Origin of the sequence: Chryseobacterium sp. PTM-20240506 (assembly GCF_048296755.1) — a bacterium.
Classification (GTDB): domain Bacteria; phylum Bacteroidota; class Bacteroidia; order Flavobacteriales; family Weeksellaceae; genus Chryseobacterium; species Chryseobacterium proteolyticum.
Genome location: NZ_CP182581.1, coordinates 1,030,164 through 1,046,931 on the forward strand (window position 1 = coordinate 1,030,164; position 16,768 = coordinate 1,046,931).

Sequence of the window (16,768 nt, forward strand, 5' to 3'; positions counted from 1 at the left end):
ATATTTTGTTAGATTTGTAGGTAAAATCGTCTAACATTTTGAAAACAACATTAACAGAAGAAAATTATCTGAAGGCTTTGTTTCATTTGGTTGATAATGAAGGGAAAGTAACGATTAACGAACTGAGTAAATTTTTAAATGTAAAAATGCCCAGCGTTAATAACATGATGAAAAAATTTGCAGAAAAAAGCTGGGTTGTTTATGAAACCTACAAACCTCTCCGAGTTACCGAAAAAGGAAGACGGGAAGCAGCTTTGGTAGTGCGTAAACATAGATTGACGGAGATGTTTCTGGTGAAAAAAATGAACTTTGGCTGGGAAAATGTGCATGAAATTGCAGAACAATTGGAACACGTACACTCCCAGATCTTTTTTGATAAAATGGATGAAATTCTGGATCATCCGAAATTCGATCCCCATGGAGAGCCTATTCCCGATAAAGATGGAAATATTATTGCTCAGGATCTGCAGAAGCTGAGCAATTGCGAAGTCGGTGAAACCGTAGTTTTTGCATCCGTTACACTCTCAGATGATGCTTTCTTAAGCTATCTCACGGAGAGAAAGTTATTACTGAATACAAAGATAAAGATCATTAAAATTGAGAGTTTCGATAAATCCGTAACAATTGAAATCGAAGGAAAAAAAGAAATTCTAAGTAAAAAAGCGACGGAGAAAATACTGGTAAAAAAGTAAATCCTAAGTATAACACAAATAAGGTGGCCTGGAAAAAATCCGGCCACTTTTTTTATATCCTTAAAAAGGAACAATAAGTTTTAAAGATACATTCCTTCCCATATTATAAATATTGCCTAAATACTTCAAACGGCTAAGATGCGACTGATAAGCACGGTCAAAAACATTATTCACCTGAAACTGGAGGACTGCGGAATGATTTTCCGAATAGTTGATAGCCATGGACGTTCCTATATTACATAAGGTATAGTCAGATGTTGCAGTTTCAGTACCATTGAGGTTAAGGTATCTGTTCTGCGCAGCTGAATATTCTATTTCTGCCATTGGAGTAATCGAAGAAATAATTGTGGAACCTGTAGCTATTTTCTGGGATATATTGCCTGATAATCTCAGCGGAGAGATCAATGGAAGATATTCGCCGTTGATTCCCTGGTTTTTAAACATCTTTTCCCGGTTGAATCCATAAATAACCGAAAAACTGGTTTCAAAATTAAATCCCTTCCACTTCTCAGGATGAAGAGAAAGCCATGCTTCCATACCATAAAGTTGGGCAGAAGCCTGCTGATATTGGTAGGTTTTGTTTCCCTGGGAATCGACGAGAGGATTTCCCTGACTGTCTATAAGCAATGAAAGATATATATAATTCTGAATATTATTGTTAAACAAACTCACGTCTGCAGAAAAATCTTTAAAGCGTGTACTGACTCCCAAGTCTTCCTGTAATGAAAACTCCGGATCAAAATTCCTGTTTCCTTTGTAAATAATATGAGCTCCCGGATCCAATCCATTGGAACCTATTTCTGTGATATTAGGAGCTCTGTAGCTTCTTCCGATATTTGCTTTAAGACTGATGTGCTTCGTTAACTGAAACGCTGATCCTATGCTGGCAGATAGTCCGCCGAATGTTTTATGATACAAGGGAAATCGAAGTTCGGCACTGGCAGATGATGATGGGACGTGTTCTTCAAATTGGGTGATAGGATTTGTTCCTATATAAAAGTCACTCCATCGAATATTCCGAAGATCATACCGCGCACCACCACTGATGTTGAGTCTTTTGTATTTCCATTTTACATAAGCATAAACTCCTTCCTCCTGCAGATCATAGTCCGGAATAGGAAAATCAGTTGCTGATTTATTTGTATTATTCTGCATCATACCATTCACTCCGGCAGAAATTTCAAAAGACGAAAATTTTGGAAAATTATAGCGTACCCCATAATTTAACGTGTTGAGTCGTACATACATCCCGGCCTGGGAGGGAAATGTAGGATGATTGTATTCACGGCGGATATTTTGTTGTAATGCCAGCTGGATATCCAGATCACCTTTTTTCAACTGTTCGGTATGTTGAGCATATAGCCTGTAATGCTGAATTCTCTGGTGCAATGGGGAAAGAGCATAAGAGTTAAGATCTTTTTCCGGCACAATAGGTCTTTTTTCCATATCATCATCATCTCCCTCTCCTACCTGATAAGTAAATTTTCCGGTTTTTGGATCTCGACTACCATCCGGTATTCCCTGGAGATTATCATATAATGTAAAATTGATCTTAGAAAAACGGGTGTCTGTTTTATATCCTAATAAAAAAGACAAGTTCTTTTCTTCAAAATTGGTATTGTAGACCCTTCCATCAATAGAATTTCTAAAGTTTTTAGCCATTCGGTAAGAGCCGGTTAAGGCTGCTATAAAAGAGTTCTTTTTGTATCCCACCTGCATTCCGTTCCCGATAAGATTATTATTTCCCTGGTATTCATTTGTTATTTTACCATGTACTACTCCATCATCCAGATTCGGAATATAGGGAAAAAGACTTACAACGCCGGCCAATGCATCAGAACCAAACATCAGGCTTGCAGGGCCTTTTATAACTTCAGCCCTTTCAATCATATAGGGACCGATCTCTATACCATGCTCATCTCCCCATTGCTGACCTTCCTGACGTACCCCGTCATACAAAGTCAAAACCCGGTTATAACCCAATCCCCTGATAAAAGGTTTGGAAACATTCGGTCCCGTTTCTACCACACTCATTCCCGGTGCAGATTTTACAAGGGCACTTATGATATTGGTAGCTACCGATTTTTCAATCTGTTTAGAAGAAATACTGATCACTGCAACAGGATTTTCCTTAATTAAAGTTTCTTTTGAAACCCCAGTAATAACCACTTCATCAATTGTATTGCTATTACGTAACAATAAAATATCCGGAATAGCCGTAGAAGCTTTCTCTACAAAAATGTCCTGCTGCACTTCCTCATACCCTTTCGCCTTGATAACAAGCTGATAACTACCCGGAACCAGATTTTCCATAATGTAGTTACCGGTTTTGTCGGCTACCGTCTTTTCTTTTGTTCCTTTGAGTATTACTTCGGTATTCGGAAAGTCTCCGTTTTCATAAAGTATCCTTCCTTTTAATTGTGCATTTTGGGCACCTACTATAGAAATAGTAAAAATACCGGATGCTGACAGCATAAATCTGAAATTCATATACATTGTATTAAACTATGATCATCAAAGGCTATGGCTAAACATTAAAAAGCCTATTCGTGAACAAAGGCAAAAGTATAAAAATTTTAATTAATGCAACAATGTTGCTTTAATTATTTATCATATTCTTCTCATTACTCTGGAATCCTACCTGAAAGTAACAAAGTTAATTTCACAGACGAAGTGAAAATGGTTGTTCAAAACCACTACGGAGATTTCACAACATTATCATGCAGATAAATTTGCGAGCAAGTATTTACCTCATACAGAATGATGGTGACTGATAATCGTTAAAAAAGGGTTAAACCTTCTTCAGCAAATGGTCAATATTTTTATTTTAATTAGGTTTGCAAATCTTTCTGCTTCAACTTTTATTCTTCTTAAAAGCAGTATCATTAAATTATTATTCTAAAAATTATGAAAAAAAGAAGTCAGTTTCTGATTATTTCCATTGTGTTTCTAAGCCAGTTCATCCATGCCCAGATAAGAGATTTTGTAATAGAACCACCTATTAAGCCCAATTTGTATATATACAAAACTTTTGGAGTATTTGGTGGTAAGGAATATTCTACCAACGCAGTATATCTTATTACTAAAAAAGGAGTCGTTTTATTTGATGTTCCATGGCAGAAAACACAGTATCAAAGCCTGATAGATACAATACAAAAGCGCCATAATCTTCCTGTTATTGCTGTATTTGCCACCCATTCCCATGAGGACAGAGCAGGAGATCTCAGTTTTTATAATAACAAGGGCATCAAGACCTATGCAACGGAAAAAACCAACGAAATCTTAAAGAAGAACGGAAAAGCAACCTCTACTGAAATTATAAAAACAGGAAAACCCTATCGCATTGGAGGAGAAGAGTTTATCGTTGATTTTCTTGGAGAGGGACACACTGCAGATAATGTAGTGGTATGGTTCCCAAAATACCATATATTAGATGGAGGATGTCTGGTAAAAAGCAGAATGGCGGCAGATTTAGGATATACCGGAGAAGCTAATGTAAAGGCGTGGCCTCAGACAATGGCAAAATTAAAATCCAGGTATGCCGGAGCAACGATGGTTATTCCGGGACATGATGAATGGAAAGGTGGAGGTCATGTAGAGCATACAATAGATCTCCTGAATAAAAAATAGCAAAAACCCAGGCAACTTGCCTGGGCTTTTTTTATTTAAACATACTTTCTGCTGTGTTAATCATGTTTACAAAGCTTGTTTCATCAAAAAAATCCCGTAACACGGGATTTTAATATTTTAATATGGATCAATTAATCCAATACGCTCCAACCTCTTTTCGGATTAGCGTTATTGGAAACTTCCTGTTCATTAACGATGATATTTTCTTTTCTCTGACCGATATAATCAAGTTCACTTAATTTGGAGAAAATAATTTCAAGACTTCTGAGCATCTGCTGGATATAAAGCAAAGGCTCACCACAATTGTGATGATCATAATTGGTTTCAGCAACAATAGAAAGCTGATTCAATAACGTATGAGGGGCAATTTCACTCCATTCCAAACTGTAATTCAGCATTTCTTCCAGCTCGGCAGGAACCAGAACCTGGGTAGAATTATAAAGACGAAGCGCCAGCTTTGCGAAAGAATCAATTAAAAATACCGGTGGTTGCCAGGGAATCACATTTCTGAACTGAAAATACATATCCCCGAACGTATTGATCATGGCATTACACAAAAACTTAACGTTTTGTGCCAGTGCCGTATTCTGATTTTTATGAGAAGCTTTCTGAATGATCTTGAACGCATACTGCTGTAGATTTCCAATAGATTTAGCAAAACTGCCATAGTAATCAATAAGAACAGGATGGCTCTGAATAGAAGTACATGGCGGAATAAAATTGGAATTAACCTGGGCAATATTACCTTTAAGATCAACCTTTCCCACGATCAGATAATTTCCTCCGGAATAGCTGCTGTTGAGCGACGTTACAGGAAGAAGTTCAATATGGTAATTCGGCTGGGCATTTGGGTGTCTTGGAGGGATCTCTTCAGGATCGATATCTCCAAAAGGTACTTTATCAAACGGATTTACTGAAATCAGAATGTAATATTCTCCATCAGCCTGTTCTTCATTCATGGACTTCGCCAATGATTTTACGCTTACCCTTCTGTCCGACAGCTCCATTCTGTATCCGGCCAGTGTTACAGCACTGCAACGTTTGATAACCAGCTGTACATCATTCGTCGCGGTATTGTGAACATCAAAAATGGTTTTATCTGTAAATTCATTTGAGATAGGAAGAAGCCCGTAATTATAAGGAGTGATTCCCAATGAATTGGAATCCCTGATGGTATCAATTAAAAAATTATCCTGATCATTCAGGTGTCTCTGGGAAACTTTCATCCCGTCAACCCAATTGATTGCAAAATGTTTAATAGGCTGTATCATATTAAATACTTTTAAATTTTGTGTGGTTATGATTTTCTTGTTATTCCTTCTTCTTCATGCTGAATAACCCTCTTACAAATTACGACTTCATTTTCAGAAATCCCGTTTGTATTAATATCCTGGTTAAAATCAATATATTTTCTAAAGCTGAAAAATGATTTTTTAGTATAAAAGATCCAGTAATAAGATTCTCTGTCTGCATCCGTAAGGTGAATGATCGATTTAGGATTTTTGTGATTGTAGTCATCCACTACCCTATAAAACCAGTCTCCAAATGTTACTCCGGTTGGCAAAGTCTTAGCCTTAATTCTGAACCTGTTGGAATCTTCTAAGTTTTTACTCAATTCCACATTCAATACCATAAGTCTATCAAAATCCGCGCCTTCAAAATCCGGAAGCCTCTGCTCTGGAGAATAACGCCATGTTTTATAAATATCCACCGGAATACTGATAAACTGAACATAGCAATAATGAAACACCATCGGAACAAGAAATATGATAACACTCGTTGCAGACATGACCGCATTACCGGTTCCCACACTCATCCATTTGAACAGCAATACAAAAAGATATCCTCCGAAAGCAATACACGTTAATGAAAGTATAGACTCAAATAAAATGCTCATCGGCAATGAGTCAATGTGTTTTTTGAAATATTTATCCAATAGGTTGACATGGATAATTCCAAAAATAAGGTAAATGATTTGTGCTATAAGATACCAATACGGGTTAAATAGATTTCCGGCAAACCCAAAAAATCCGGGCAAAGCCAAACATAAACTGCATAGCAGCACATAAATAATAATGACCTTAATTTTAATTGCAGGTTTATTTCTTCTGATTATACCGAGTATAACCATCATGATTACTGCTATTAAAGGCATTAAAATATATCTTAAAAAGATTCCCTTTACTGAAGAAATTTCCATTGGTTGTTTTTCAAATTTATAATGTATTGGTGCTTGTAAATATAGCTAAATTATTTTACAGAAATGTAGAGTATCCAAGGCGGTTTGCATTTCTTTCATCATCTTCCAGCTTAAATGAATATTCCTGTTTTTCGGTGATAAAATTTTCCACTACATCTACCGTTACAGGGAGAAAATAATCGTATAACGCCTGGAGAACTTTTCTGAATGGATTTCCGGGAATATACATTTTCATTTTTTCGTACGGAATGGGTCCTATATTCACAACCCAGTTACGCTGTCCGTCCATATGCCTGCCACTGGGAATATAAGTAACTCCCAATCGGGAATTTCCTAAAAGCATAGAGTCGTCATTTTCCTCTATATCCTCAATAACATTAGGAGTGAAGGTAACTTCTACCGGTACCTGAAGGAAGGCAGTCAGGCATCTTTCAAACCACCTTTTATCTCCACGGATGTTATGGAAAAAAGGTAAAATATGCATAAAAATATAGGCATTCTTTGTATCCAGATGTCTTACAATAGGCCACAGCTCACTGATCGTTTCAAGCAGTGTATCGGTATCGCTTGATACATCAAAGTCAAACTCCTTAGACAGAGCACTGATTTCGGTAAAAAAGATTTCTAATTCAAATGGACGAAAAAATTTGCGCGCGTCTTCCTCAATCCTTTTTTGTTTGCGGATCTCCTTAACAACACTTTCTACATTCTTTCTTGAGGTACTTAATGAAGGGGGATGAAACAAACCTTCCGGAAGATAGTCGTATATCCCTTCCCTGTAAGTTTCTATCGTAAATACTTCTTCATCAAATCCCAGATAATTACTTGAAATACTTTTGATATCTTTAAGATAAGCCCTGTCATTGATGCCTATACGATCAATGAAAATATTGCTTACACTCCTGTGATATTTCAAAAGATTAACGGCTACAGACTCTGCTTTAAAATCTGTCTGCAGCTTATTGTAATGCATATCTACAATATTATTCTCATACATAGTGTTTCCTGTGATTATGGCCTGTAAAGATAATATATCTCATCGCAATGAAAAAAAAAAATATTATTCAATTTTTATATTTCTACGACAATACTATCGATAACAGCAGTAAAAATATAAAAATTTTGTATAATCAAAGCGGGTTCCGGATAAAAAATATAAAATAAAAGAATACGTAGCTACCTGTTAATTGGAACATGGTTTAATCCATGAATATGATTAAATTTTATTAACCTTATTATAATAATAAGAAATTCACTTTTTTACGCCTTATTACCAAAAGCTAAGTTATCTTTGCAGATTGAAAATGTTATTTACAATGAAAAGTATTTATTCTAAAATTTTAATTTTAGCATTCATTTCCTCTTCTCTTTATTCATTTGCGTGGGGATTAACGGGACACAGAATTATTGCAGAAATCGCAGAGAATCATCTTTCCGGAAAGGCAAGAAGAGAAATCAGAAAAATTATGGGCAAGGAACGCCTGGCCTATTGGGCTAACTGGCCGGACTTTATTAAATCGGATACAACAGGGGTATGGAAGCAGGCTTCAGCATGGCATTATGTAAATATTGATCCGCAGACTGATTTTAAAACCTTTGAGCAAAATTTAAAAGCACAGGCGGGACCAAGCCTTTATTCTCAGGTAAATACGTTATCTGCACAGGTAAAAGATGAAAAAACCCCTGAGAAAGATAGAAAAATTGCATTGATTTTCCTGATCCATATTATGGGAGATTTAGCACAGCCTTTACACGTAGGAAGAGCGGAAGATCTGGGAGGCAACAAGATTAATGTTACTTATTTCGGAGAAAAAACCAACCTGCACTCTGTCTGGGACGGAAAATTGGTTGATTCCCAAAAATACAGCTACACGGAATATTCAAGATTACTGGATATCAAATCAAAAGATGAAGTGAAGCAAATTCAGTACGGGACATTGGAAGACTGGTTGTACGATTCGCATAAAATTGCCAATAAAATATATGCGCAAACACCGGATGGATCCAAATTATCATTTGACTACCAGTATAAGTTTAACGATACTCTGGAAAGGCAACTTCTTTACGGAGGTTTAAGACTGGCCAAATTGTTGAACGACCTGTTTTAATAAGATTGATCGTGATAGAACTCAGGGTGGTATGTTGAGTTATATTTTTGTTCAACATCTAACCTCTAAAGTGTGATTCTAAAAATTTCAACGATTAAAAAGATAGGGCGAAACTTCGGTTTCGCCTTTTTGTTTGCGCAAAATTCAGTTTATGTTTAAAAAAAATTAAAACTGGTGTAACCTTTTGACCTCTTCAAGCGTATAATATATAGTAACTCTAGTTTGAGGATAAAATAAATGAGACAGTTAAAAATTACTAAGCAGGTAACCAACAGGGAAACTGCTTCATTAGACAAGTATTTGCAGGAAATTGGTAAGGTAGAATTGATTACTGCAGACGAAGAAGTAGATTTGGCACAAAAAATACGTGCAGGTGACAGAGCCGCACTGGAGAAATTAATCAAAGCCAACCTTCGTTTCGTAGTTTCTGTATCTAAACAATACCAAAACCAGGGACTTTCTTTACCCGATTTGATCAATGAAGGTAATTTAGGATTAATGAAAGCTGCAAAAAGATATGATGAGACCAGAGGTTTCAAATTTATCTCTTACGCAGTTTGGTGGATTCGTCAATCAATTTTACAGGCTTTGGCAGAACAGTCAAGGATTGTAAGATTGCCACTAAACAAGATTGGCTCAATTAACAAAATCAATAAAGCATACGCTCACCTTGAACAGGAAAATGAAAGACCACCTTCTCCGGAAGAATTGGCTGAAGTTCTTGATATGAGCGAAGAGGATATTAAAGAATCTATGAAAAACTCCGGTAGACACCTGTCTATGGATGCACCTTTAGTAGAAGGTGAAGATTCTAATCTTTACGATGTATTGCGTTCCGGAGAATCTCCAAGCCCGGATAAAGATTTAATGCTTGAATCTCTTCAAATTGAAATTGAAAGAGCATTGAACACTTTAACTCCAAGAGAAGCGGATCTTGTAAGATTATACTTCGGATTAAACGGAAAACATCCAATGACTTTAGAAGAAATTGGTGAGACTTTTGACCTGACGAGAGAAAGAGTTCGTCAGATCAAAGAAAAGGCGATCAAGAGACTAAAACATAATACAAGAAGTAAGATTTTAAAATCTTACCTGGGTAAATAATTTAGCCTAAACAATTAGCAGCGGAGTTTGATTTTCAGACTCCGCTTTTTTTATCTTTGTATTTATGATCGAGATTTTTTTTACTCTCAATCAAAAGCCGGCGAAAGCCTCAGGATAAAAGGCTACTTCAACTGCGGAATTTTAAATCCGGACTTTATAATTTTCATAAATTTTAAAAATAAAGGCTTTGATATCAATTCCATTTTATAAATTCAATGTTTGTAACAATACAAAAAATATATTCAACTAATCAAATTAAATAATCAGATCTTCGGAAAAATTCTGTAGTCAACAAATATCAACTGAAAAAAACAACACATGAAAAAAATACTTTACATCATATCCCTTGTTGCCTTACTAATCTCCTGCAAAGAAAATAATTCGGAGAATGCACCTATTGCAGATAATTTAGTGGATCATGCAGAATCTTCTGTTTCAGGATCTTTTAAAAGTGGTCGGGGTGGTGATATGATCGACCAGATTTACTCTGAATTGATTAAGAATGACAACAATCTGAAAGTACTGGATGATAAAATAAGCGATGCAAACAGGGAAGCCATTCAAGTTATTTTTAAGTATAAAGAAGTCCTTGACAAATCTGAATCATACTACCATGATGCTCAGTACCATACTGATGCAATAAGCGATTCCATTCTGAAAAATGAAATAACCAAATCTATCAAAGCAAGCTCTGATCAATATTCTTTAAAAGTCAAAAACATAAAGGATCTTATTAGTCAGATCGATGTCAATGAAAAGAAAATGAATGATCTTTACACCGCTTTTAAGATCAGAAAGACACTTCCTGAAATTGAAAAATACCAGCAGGCTCATCCTCTGAAAACAGACCAACTGAACATATTCATTAATAAGCAAAATACGCTATTAAAGGAGCTGAAAAACCTGAAATAATTCAGAATACAATAAAAATCCAAATGATGCAATATACCACTCAATGGCTTACTGATAAAAGCCGGATTAAAGAACTTGTTGACTTTTTTATTACCCATAAAACAAAGTCATACATTTCACATGGAGAAATAATTTCAGGAAGAGCAGAAAGTTCGGAAGAATGGAGTGCTGATCTTGAATCCATTCTGACAGAGCAGTTTAACAGTGATTTTAATGCTGGAAGTCCTTCTGCATCAACGGTCAGGATTTTAATTGCAGAAAACGCTGAAAAAGAAATCATTGGGATGCTGGTTTTTAATGTGATTTACAGTGGTTTTAAAAATTATGCAGTGCTAGAAGACATGCTCTTAGATCAGTCTTACCGCGGGCAATCTATCGGAAGTACCCTCCTGGAAAGTGCGATCGAAGAATCCGGTAAGTGGAATATCAGCTTTCTCCTTTTGGAAAGTGGTATTGATAATAAAGGAGCTCATCATTTTTTTGAAAAATATGGTTTTAGAAAAGTTTCCGAAAATTATATTTTAACCCTGTAAGCAGATAATCAAGCTGATATGAATTCAATTTCAATTATCGGAGCCGGAATCGGAGGTCTCACCCTTGGCAATATCCTTAAACAACATCAGCTGGATGTTACATTATATGAGTCAGCTCCTGAAATTAAGCCAGTGGGATCAGGAATTATGATGGCCATGAATGCGATGAAGGTATTTGAACAACTAAATCTAAAAGAAAAAGTTGAAAATGCAGGGAATAAAATTCATGGGATCTCTATTACTGACGGTTCATTTCGATCTATTTCAAGAACACATAGTTCAGATCTTGAAAGAAAGTTGAATGTCTCCAATGTAGCCATTCATAGGGCGGAGCTGCAAAAAATCCTTGCTGAAAACATAGGTTTCGAAAACATTCAGCTAAGTCATAATCTACAAAGTATAGAAAAAAATGATAACTATACGTTACACTTTGAAAACAGAACAGCCGTAGAAAGCATGGTTGTTTTTGGAGCGGATGGAATAAAATCCAAAGTTAGGAATCAGATCTTAAAAACAGGAACCATCAGAAATACAGGACAAAAGTGCTGGCGGGGCATCGTTAACTACGATCTCCCGGAAGAGTACCATCATGAAGCTCTGGAAATGTGGGGAAAAGGTAAACGTTTCGGTTTTGTAAAGATGTCAGCTACAAAAGTATATTGGTATGCCGTAATAAGTGATAAAAGCTTTAAACCAGATATTGATCTCTGTTCTGTTTTCAGTGATTTCAATCCATTGGTAACAAAAATCCTACAAGCAACTTCTCCCGGGGATATCATTTTAAATGATATTACAGACCTCTCTCCCATACCTGAATGGTATTCTGACAATTTATGCCTGATAGGTGATGCCGCGCACGCAACAACTCCTAATATGGGGCAGGGTGCATGCCAGGCCATAGAAGATGCTTATATCATCGGAAAATTGCTCGTAGAGAATAAAGATTTTAACCGGGTCTTCGAAAATTTTCAAAAAATAAGGAGAAAAAAAGTAGACTATGTTGTCAATACCAGCCGGATGATTGGAAAAATATCTCTGTGGAAATATGGCACAGGATTCAGGAACTTTTTAATGAGGCAAATCCCTGAAAGTACCAATAAAAAACTGATTGAAAAACTGGTATATCTGGAGCTATAACCATTATAGAGTCAACAATCTTCTTCCGCTAAGTCAGTAAACAGAATAAAAAAAATGTATAGCTTTAATTAAATTACACTTTAAATAAAACTATACAATCAATTATCTTAAAGACAGTTAAGGTCTTTATTTAATTTCCGACTTTATACTCCCACATGAAAGCATTTTACTTCCGTAGTAAGGATTTACAACCTGCTTTTCATTACTTAGCCAGCTTCCGTCAGCCATAGGACAATACATTACAAAAACAGGTTTTCCGGATAGTTTGAACTGCTTTGTCAGCGCGATCATATCTTTTGAAAGATTCAGAAAGGCCTCTCTTTGGGTATCTATACTTTTGGTTCCGGAAATAGTACCGGCATTCTTTTTCAGAGCAGACAAATGAGTCGATGAAATAACTTTAGGATCTATTGCAGCAGCTGTCTTAACGAATTCTGCAGCGGCTTTTGATGTTTTATCAGCATCGTCCGTTGTTAAAGCTGTTTTAATAAAAATATAATCCTGGTATAATTTTGAAACCTGAGGGTTGGATTGTGACTGTGCAGATAAAGACAGTACTGAGAATATAGAAAGTACTGCTGTAATGATATACTTTTTCATTGTTTTAAATTTAGAATTGAAAATTTTATTATTAATAAGGTCCTGGAATATCACAGATGGTGATAATCATCTTTGTTCATCCAATAAAAACCATTGGACGAAAGATTAAATTTTAAATTCTGAAATTACAATGTTCAATAAAAATAGGAACTGATCTCCTATCAGGTGGTGGATTGACAATGGTTTGAGAAAATTTTTCAGCTGAAAAAGATCGGTCTGCATAAAAAGTTTCGTCACTTTGAAGCCTTGGAATCGCTTTCAGTAATTTGATTTTCAGAAAATCTGACTTTTGTGACTCATCAACTTTTAAAACCTTAATTTCTGTCTTGCAGCAGTCCTTTTTGGACTTAACACCACATTTAGAGCATATGTCGTCGGTTTTCCGGCTTACAGAAACCAATTCTTCCATGCAATAATGCACCCTAAAAACAGCTCCGGAAGAAAATCCGAAGTAGAAAATAGAAAACACTATGGCCAGAATCTTTTTCATATGTTGAAGCAAAGGTAAAAATATCTTTGATTTTGTTGTTATAAAATTATGTAACGTTGTTATAAAATTCGGGAAATAAAAAGCTTCTGAAATCTTCAGAAGCTTTTTTATATGTTATCTATTTCAGATTAACCGTTTTTAATGATCAGACGGTCATCTCAGTGAAAATCTTATTTAAGCTTAAATTCAAGTTTTACATTGAAAAATCTTCCGGTCAGACGTACCGGTACCGGATACATCAGATTAGTATTCGCGTCGGTAATCCATTGATTGGCTACCGTATTCCGGATATTAAATGCATTGAATACCTGTACTCCTAAAGTAAGCTCCTCAAAATTGCCCCAGAAACCATATGTCTGTTTTTTATCTTTTGAATCAATGAATACTTTGGATAGTCCTATATCCACTCTTTTATAAGATGGTAAGGTACTCTGATATTTATACGGGGCATTCACGTCCGGTGCACCGTTCTGATCCAATATGATCGGCGATCCTGTCGGTAATCCCATTGCATAGGTTAGAGTAAGATTCACTCTCATTGAAGGAAATTGAGGCATATAATCCTGATAGAACATCGCAAATCTTAACCTCTGATCGGTAGGTCGGGGAATATTCCCTCTCCCATCGATATTTTCATACACCCTCGCATAACTTGCAGACAGCCATGAATCAATTCCGGGAACAAATTCTCCGAATAACCTGGCATCAAGTCCATAGGCATATCCGGAAGCATTATTTTTCCCTGAATAACGGATCCTTACATTATCCATGTAGTATGGAATAAGATCATCCATCTTTTTATAATAGGCTTCTGTAGTTAATTTAAACGGACGATCATACATCTGGAACTCATAATCATTTGCCAGAATCAGCTGTATGGAACGCTGGGATTTGATGGTGTTATTGAAATTCCCGTCCAGGTCCTTAATCTCTTTGTAAAAAGGTGCCTGATAGTATATCCCTCCCGAAAGCCTGAATAACATATCCGTATCCCAGTCAGGTTTTACAGCAAACTGAACGCGGGGCGAGAAAATGGTTTCATTATTAAAGCTCCAATGAGCAACCCTTGCTCCGGCGTTGATGAAAACCTTATTGGTTCCCCAATAAAATTTCTGGGAATACTGTGCATAGGCTGATAACCGTGTCGGCTCAATAGCGTTCTGCCCTGCTATCCTGTATAATAATTTAAGATCTCCCGGTGTTCCGAATCTTGGATCATCTATAGGTCTTGGGATACTGTAGCCGGCAGAGTCAATTAATTTCCATTCATTGGTAAGATCCTTGAGGTTTTCTTTTTCATATTTAAACCCTACTTCGATATCAGTATTCACATTCGGAGAAAAACGTCCTCTGAACTGGGCTCCGTAGGTTCTTACGAAAAGATCATTCCTTGCATGGTCTATCTGTCCTCCAGTATCATAGGTCGTTATAGGTGCTCCGGTGATCGGATCAAATGTTTGTAATATATATTGGGATTGAATAGAATAATATTCTCGCTCCCTGTTTTGATAGGCAAAAGCGTCTAATGTAAATCTCCACTTTTCCGATGGTTTGAAATTCATCGAAAGTGTTCCCATCATGTTTTTATACTGGTCATTTTCTTTTCCTGCATAAAAAACAGTAAGATTAAGAGGTCTCTGAAGCGTTCCGAAATCCACACTCCTTTCTTTAGGAATCATTTCATAATCATTCTTGGAATAATATCCTACAAATGAAAGACTAAGCTTAGGATTGAAATGATAATTGATATACGATTGAAAATCCCAATAGGTAGGATTAAAATTGGTATCTTCTTTCAAGGTATTCAGAACTAGATTGGTATTTCTGTACCGGCCGGAAAATAAAGCAGTCAGCTTTTTATTTTTTGAAGCCAAACCGGTCGTTAGTCTGCCTCCGATCAAACTTGCTTCCCCGGAAAGTTCAAATTTCTCAGGTTCCCGGTAATAAATATTCAGTGCAGAGGACATCTTATCTCCATATCGGGGTTCAAAACCTCCTGCAGAAAAATTAACTGTTGAAACCATATCGGGATTGATGATACTTAACCCTTCCTGTTGAGAGTTTCTGATCAAAAAGGGCCTGTAGATTTCAATATCATTAATATAGATAAGGTTTTCATCATAGTTTCCACCACGAACCATATATTGTGAAGAAAGCTCTGTATTGGAGTTTACGGAAGGTAAGGTTTTCAGAATTCCTTCTATTCCTCCCGAAATACTTGCAACATTCTTAGCATCTTTGGCTGAGATTTTTACAGTACTGAGATCACTGGTTTTACCAACGACTTTTTTCTGGAACACAACTTCCTCAATATCTCTGTATTTTGCAGTATCCTTCTTTTTTGTCTGAGAGAACACTAACATGGGAACCATAAGGCTCAGCGGTAAAACTAGTTTTTTCAAAAGAAATGTTTTAAGAATTTCTAAAATTAAGTATTTTTTAACAATTACAAAATCGATTCTTTAATTCTTGTTAATTTTTGTAACAAATCTTCTAATAAATCCAGCCTTAACATATTAGCTCCATCAGATAACGCCGTTTCCGGTGTAGGATGTGTTTCTATGAAAAGTCCATCCGCCCCTACTGCAATTCCAGCTTTTGCAATTGTTTCAATCAGGTCTGGTCTTCCTCCAGTAACTCCTGAATTCTGATTAGGCTGTTGTAAAGAATGGGTAACATCCAGAATAACAGGGGCATATTGCCTCATAGTAGGAATCCCTCTGTAGTCAACGATAAGGTCTGTATAGCCGAAAGAATTTCCTCTTTCAATAATTGCTACTTTCTGATTATCGGAATCTGTTATTTTCTGAACAGCGAATTTCATAGATTCCGGAGACAGGAACTGTCCTTTTTTCAGGGTCACACATTTTCCGGTTTTCGCTGCTGCCACCAAAAGATCCGTCTGACGGACTAAAAATGCGGGAATCTGTAAAACATCTACATACTGGGCAGCCAAAGCTGCATGCTCATTTTCATGAATATCTGTTGTTGTAGGAATATTAAAAGTTTCCCCAACTTTTTTTAGAATTTCAAGAGACTTTTCTTCCCCGATCGTAGTAAAGGAATCTACTCTACTTCTGTTGGCTTTCTTGAAGCTTCCTTTAAAAATATATGGTATATTATATTTGTTGGTAATTTCTATTACTTTTTCAGCAATCCTCAATGCCATGTCTTCGCCTTCGATGATACAAGGTCCTGCTGTAAGAAAAAAGTTTTTTGAATCTTTGTGATGGATATTATCTAAATACTGAATCATTTTATTATAATTAAAAAGTTCAGTAAAAATACTTATAATGTTTCAGAATCCGAAATTATTTAAAGCCTTAATATTACTGGAATTTCAAGGTCTTTTTCCAAAACAT

15 protein-coding genes are annotated in these 16,768 nt (G+C 36.1%); 7 read left to right on the top strand and 8 right to left on the bottom strand.

Going from position 1 to position 16,768, the window contains the following annotated elements; translation table 11 throughout:
- The first annotated feature begins 38 nt into the window (after positions 1-38).
- Positions 39-692, top strand: coding sequence for a metal-dependent transcriptional regulator (locus tag ACNFU2_RS04475; RefSeq protein WP_172282483.1), 654 nt, complete (start codon positions 39-41; stop codon positions 690-692).
- Between the two features lie 60 nt (positions 693-752).
- Here the strand turns inward: ACNFU2_RS04475 and ACNFU2_RS04480 are convergent, their stop codons facing one another.
- Entirely contained in the window at positions 753-3,182 is a 2,430-nt protein-coding gene (locus ACNFU2_RS04480; RefSeq protein ID WP_306612461.1) for a TonB-dependent receptor, read from the bottom strand.
- A gap of 417 nt (positions 3,183-3,599) precedes the next feature.
- Here ACNFU2_RS04480 and blaIND point away from each other — a divergent pair, with 417 nt between their 5' ends.
- Entirely contained in the window at positions 3,600-4,322 is a 723-nt protein-coding gene (gene blaIND / locus ACNFU2_RS04485; RefSeq protein ID WP_306612463.1) for an IND family subclass B1 metallo-beta-lactamase, read from the top strand.
- 131 nt (positions 4,323-4,453) lie between these two features.
- Here the strand turns inward: blaIND and ACNFU2_RS04490 are convergent, their stop codons facing one another.
- From ACNFU2_RS04490 to ACNFU2_RS04500, 3 genes are read right to left on the bottom strand one after another with little or no spacing between them, the layout of a single operon-like run.
- Entirely contained in the window at positions 4,454-5,593 is a 1,140-nt protein-coding gene (locus ACNFU2_RS04490) for a hypothetical protein (protein WP_172282477.1), read from the bottom strand.
- A 26-nt stretch (positions 5,594-5,619) separates the two neighbouring features.
- Entirely contained in the window at positions 5,620-6,522 is a 903-nt protein-coding gene (locus ACNFU2_RS04495; protein WP_306612465.1) for a TssN family type VI secretion system protein, read from the bottom strand.
- Between the two features lie 55 nt (positions 6,523-6,577).
- A complete protein-coding gene (locus ACNFU2_RS04500) occupies positions 6,578-7,495 on the bottom strand; it encodes a type VI secretion system baseplate subunit TssG (RefSeq protein WP_228457021.1) in 918 nt (305 codons plus the stop codon).
- A gap of 343 nt (positions 7,496-7,838) precedes the next feature.
- On the opposite strand from ACNFU2_RS04500, the gene ACNFU2_RS04505 reads away from it, so the two are divergent.
- From ACNFU2_RS04505 to ACNFU2_RS04525, 5 genes are all read left to right on the top strand, one after another.
- Positions 7,839-8,630, top strand: coding sequence for a S1/P1 nuclease (locus tag ACNFU2_RS04505; protein ID WP_273648137.1), 792 nt, complete (start codon positions 7,839-7,841; stop codon positions 8,628-8,630).
- Between the two features lie 237 nt (positions 8,631-8,867).
- Positions 8,868-9,734, top strand: coding sequence for a sigma-70 family RNA polymerase sigma factor (locus ACNFU2_RS04510; RefSeq protein ID WP_055859010.1), 867 nt, complete (start codon positions 8,868-8,870; stop codon positions 9,732-9,734).
- A 318-nt stretch (positions 9,735-10,052) separates the two neighbouring features.
- Entirely contained in the window at positions 10,053-10,646 is a 594-nt protein-coding gene (locus ACNFU2_RS04515; RefSeq protein WP_273648138.1) for a hypothetical protein, read from the top strand.
- A gap of 23 nt (positions 10,647-10,669) precedes the next feature.
- Entirely contained in the window at positions 10,670-11,179 is a 510-nt protein-coding gene (locus ACNFU2_RS04520; RefSeq protein WP_273648139.1) for a GNAT family N-acetyltransferase, read from the top strand.
- A gap of 18 nt (positions 11,180-11,197) precedes the next feature.
- A complete protein-coding gene (locus ACNFU2_RS04525; RefSeq protein WP_306612472.1) occupies positions 11,198-12,316 on the top strand; it encodes an FAD-dependent monooxygenase in 1,119 nt (372 codons plus the stop codon).
- A 126-nt stretch (positions 12,317-12,442) separates the two neighbouring features.
- Here ACNFU2_RS04525 and ACNFU2_RS04530 read toward each other — a convergent pair whose 3' ends face one another.
- The 4 genes from ACNFU2_RS04530 to kdsA form a co-directional block, all read right to left on the bottom strand.
- Positions 12,443-12,916 (bottom strand): DUF3347 domain-containing protein, encoded by a 474-nt coding sequence (locus ACNFU2_RS04530; protein WP_418123913.1) that lies wholly within the window; start codon positions 12,914-12,916, stop codon positions 12,443-12,445.
- Positions 12,917-13,028: 112 nt separating this feature from the next.
- Positions 13,029-13,406 carry an HYC_CC_PP family protein gene (locus ACNFU2_RS04535; protein WP_306612476.1) on the bottom strand — a complete coding sequence of 126 codons (378 nt, stop codon included), beginning with the start codon at positions 13,404-13,406 and terminating at the stop codon, positions 13,029-13,031.
- 170 nt (positions 13,407-13,576) lie between these two features.
- Entirely contained in the window at positions 13,577-15,808 is a 2,232-nt protein-coding gene (locus tag ACNFU2_RS04540; protein ID WP_306612478.1) for a TonB-dependent receptor plug domain-containing protein, read from the bottom strand.
- 44 nt (positions 15,809-15,852) lie between these two features.
- Entirely contained in the window at positions 15,853-16,662 is an 810-nt protein-coding gene (kdsA, locus tag ACNFU2_RS04545) for a 3-deoxy-8-phosphooctulonate synthase (protein WP_306612480.1), read from the bottom strand.
- Positions 16,663-16,768 lie beyond the last annotated feature (106 nt).

Bases quoted from the DNA above. Each gene is read 5' to 3' on its own strand.
- ACNFU2_RS04510 (WP_055859010.1), top strand. From the start codon at position 8,868: ATGAGACAGTTAAAAATTACTAAGCAGGTAACCAACAGGGAAACTGCT.
- ACNFU2_RS04490 (WP_172282477.1), bottom strand. From the start codon at position 5,593: ATGATACAGCCTATTAAACATTTTGCAATCAATTGGGTTGACGGGATG.
- ACNFU2_RS04530 (WP_418123913.1), bottom strand. From the start codon at position 12,916: ATGAAAAAGTATATCATTACAGCAGTACTTTCTATATTCTCAGTACTG.
- ACNFU2_RS04515 (WP_273648138.1), top strand. From the start codon at position 10,053: ATGAAAAAAATACTTTACATCATATCCCTTGTTGCCTTACTAATCTCC.
- ACNFU2_RS04505 (WP_273648137.1), top strand. From the start codon at position 7,839: ATGAAAAGTATTTATTCTAAAATTTTAATTTTAGCATTCATTTCCTCT.
- ACNFU2_RS04525 (WP_306612472.1), top strand. From the start codon at position 11,198: ATGAATTCAATTTCAATTATCGGAGCCGGAATCGGAGGTCTCACCCTT.
- blaIND (WP_306612463.1), top strand. From the start codon at position 3,600: ATGAAAAAAAGAAGTCAGTTTCTGATTATTTCCATTGTGTTTCTAAGC.
- ACNFU2_RS04495 (WP_306612465.1), bottom strand. From the start codon at position 6,522: ATGGAAATTTCTTCAGTAAAGGGAATCTTTTTAAGATATATTTTAATG.
- kdsA (WP_306612480.1), bottom strand. From the start codon at position 16,662: ATGATTCAGTATTTAGATAATATCCATCACAAAGATTCAAAAAACTTT.
- ACNFU2_RS04520 (WP_273648139.1), top strand. From the start codon at position 10,670: ATGATGCAATATACCACTCAATGGCTTACTGATAAAAGCCGGATTAAA.
- ACNFU2_RS04480 (WP_306612461.1), bottom strand. From the start codon at position 3,182: ATGAATTTCAGATTTATGCTGTCAGCATCCGGTATTTTTACTATTTCT.
- ACNFU2_RS04500 (WP_228457021.1), bottom strand. From the start codon at position 7,495: ATGCATTACAATAAGCTGCAGACAGATTTTAAAGCAGAGTCTGTAGCC.
- ACNFU2_RS04535 (WP_306612476.1), bottom strand. From the start codon at position 13,406: ATGAAAAAGATTCTGGCCATAGTGTTTTCTATTTTCTACTTCGGATTT.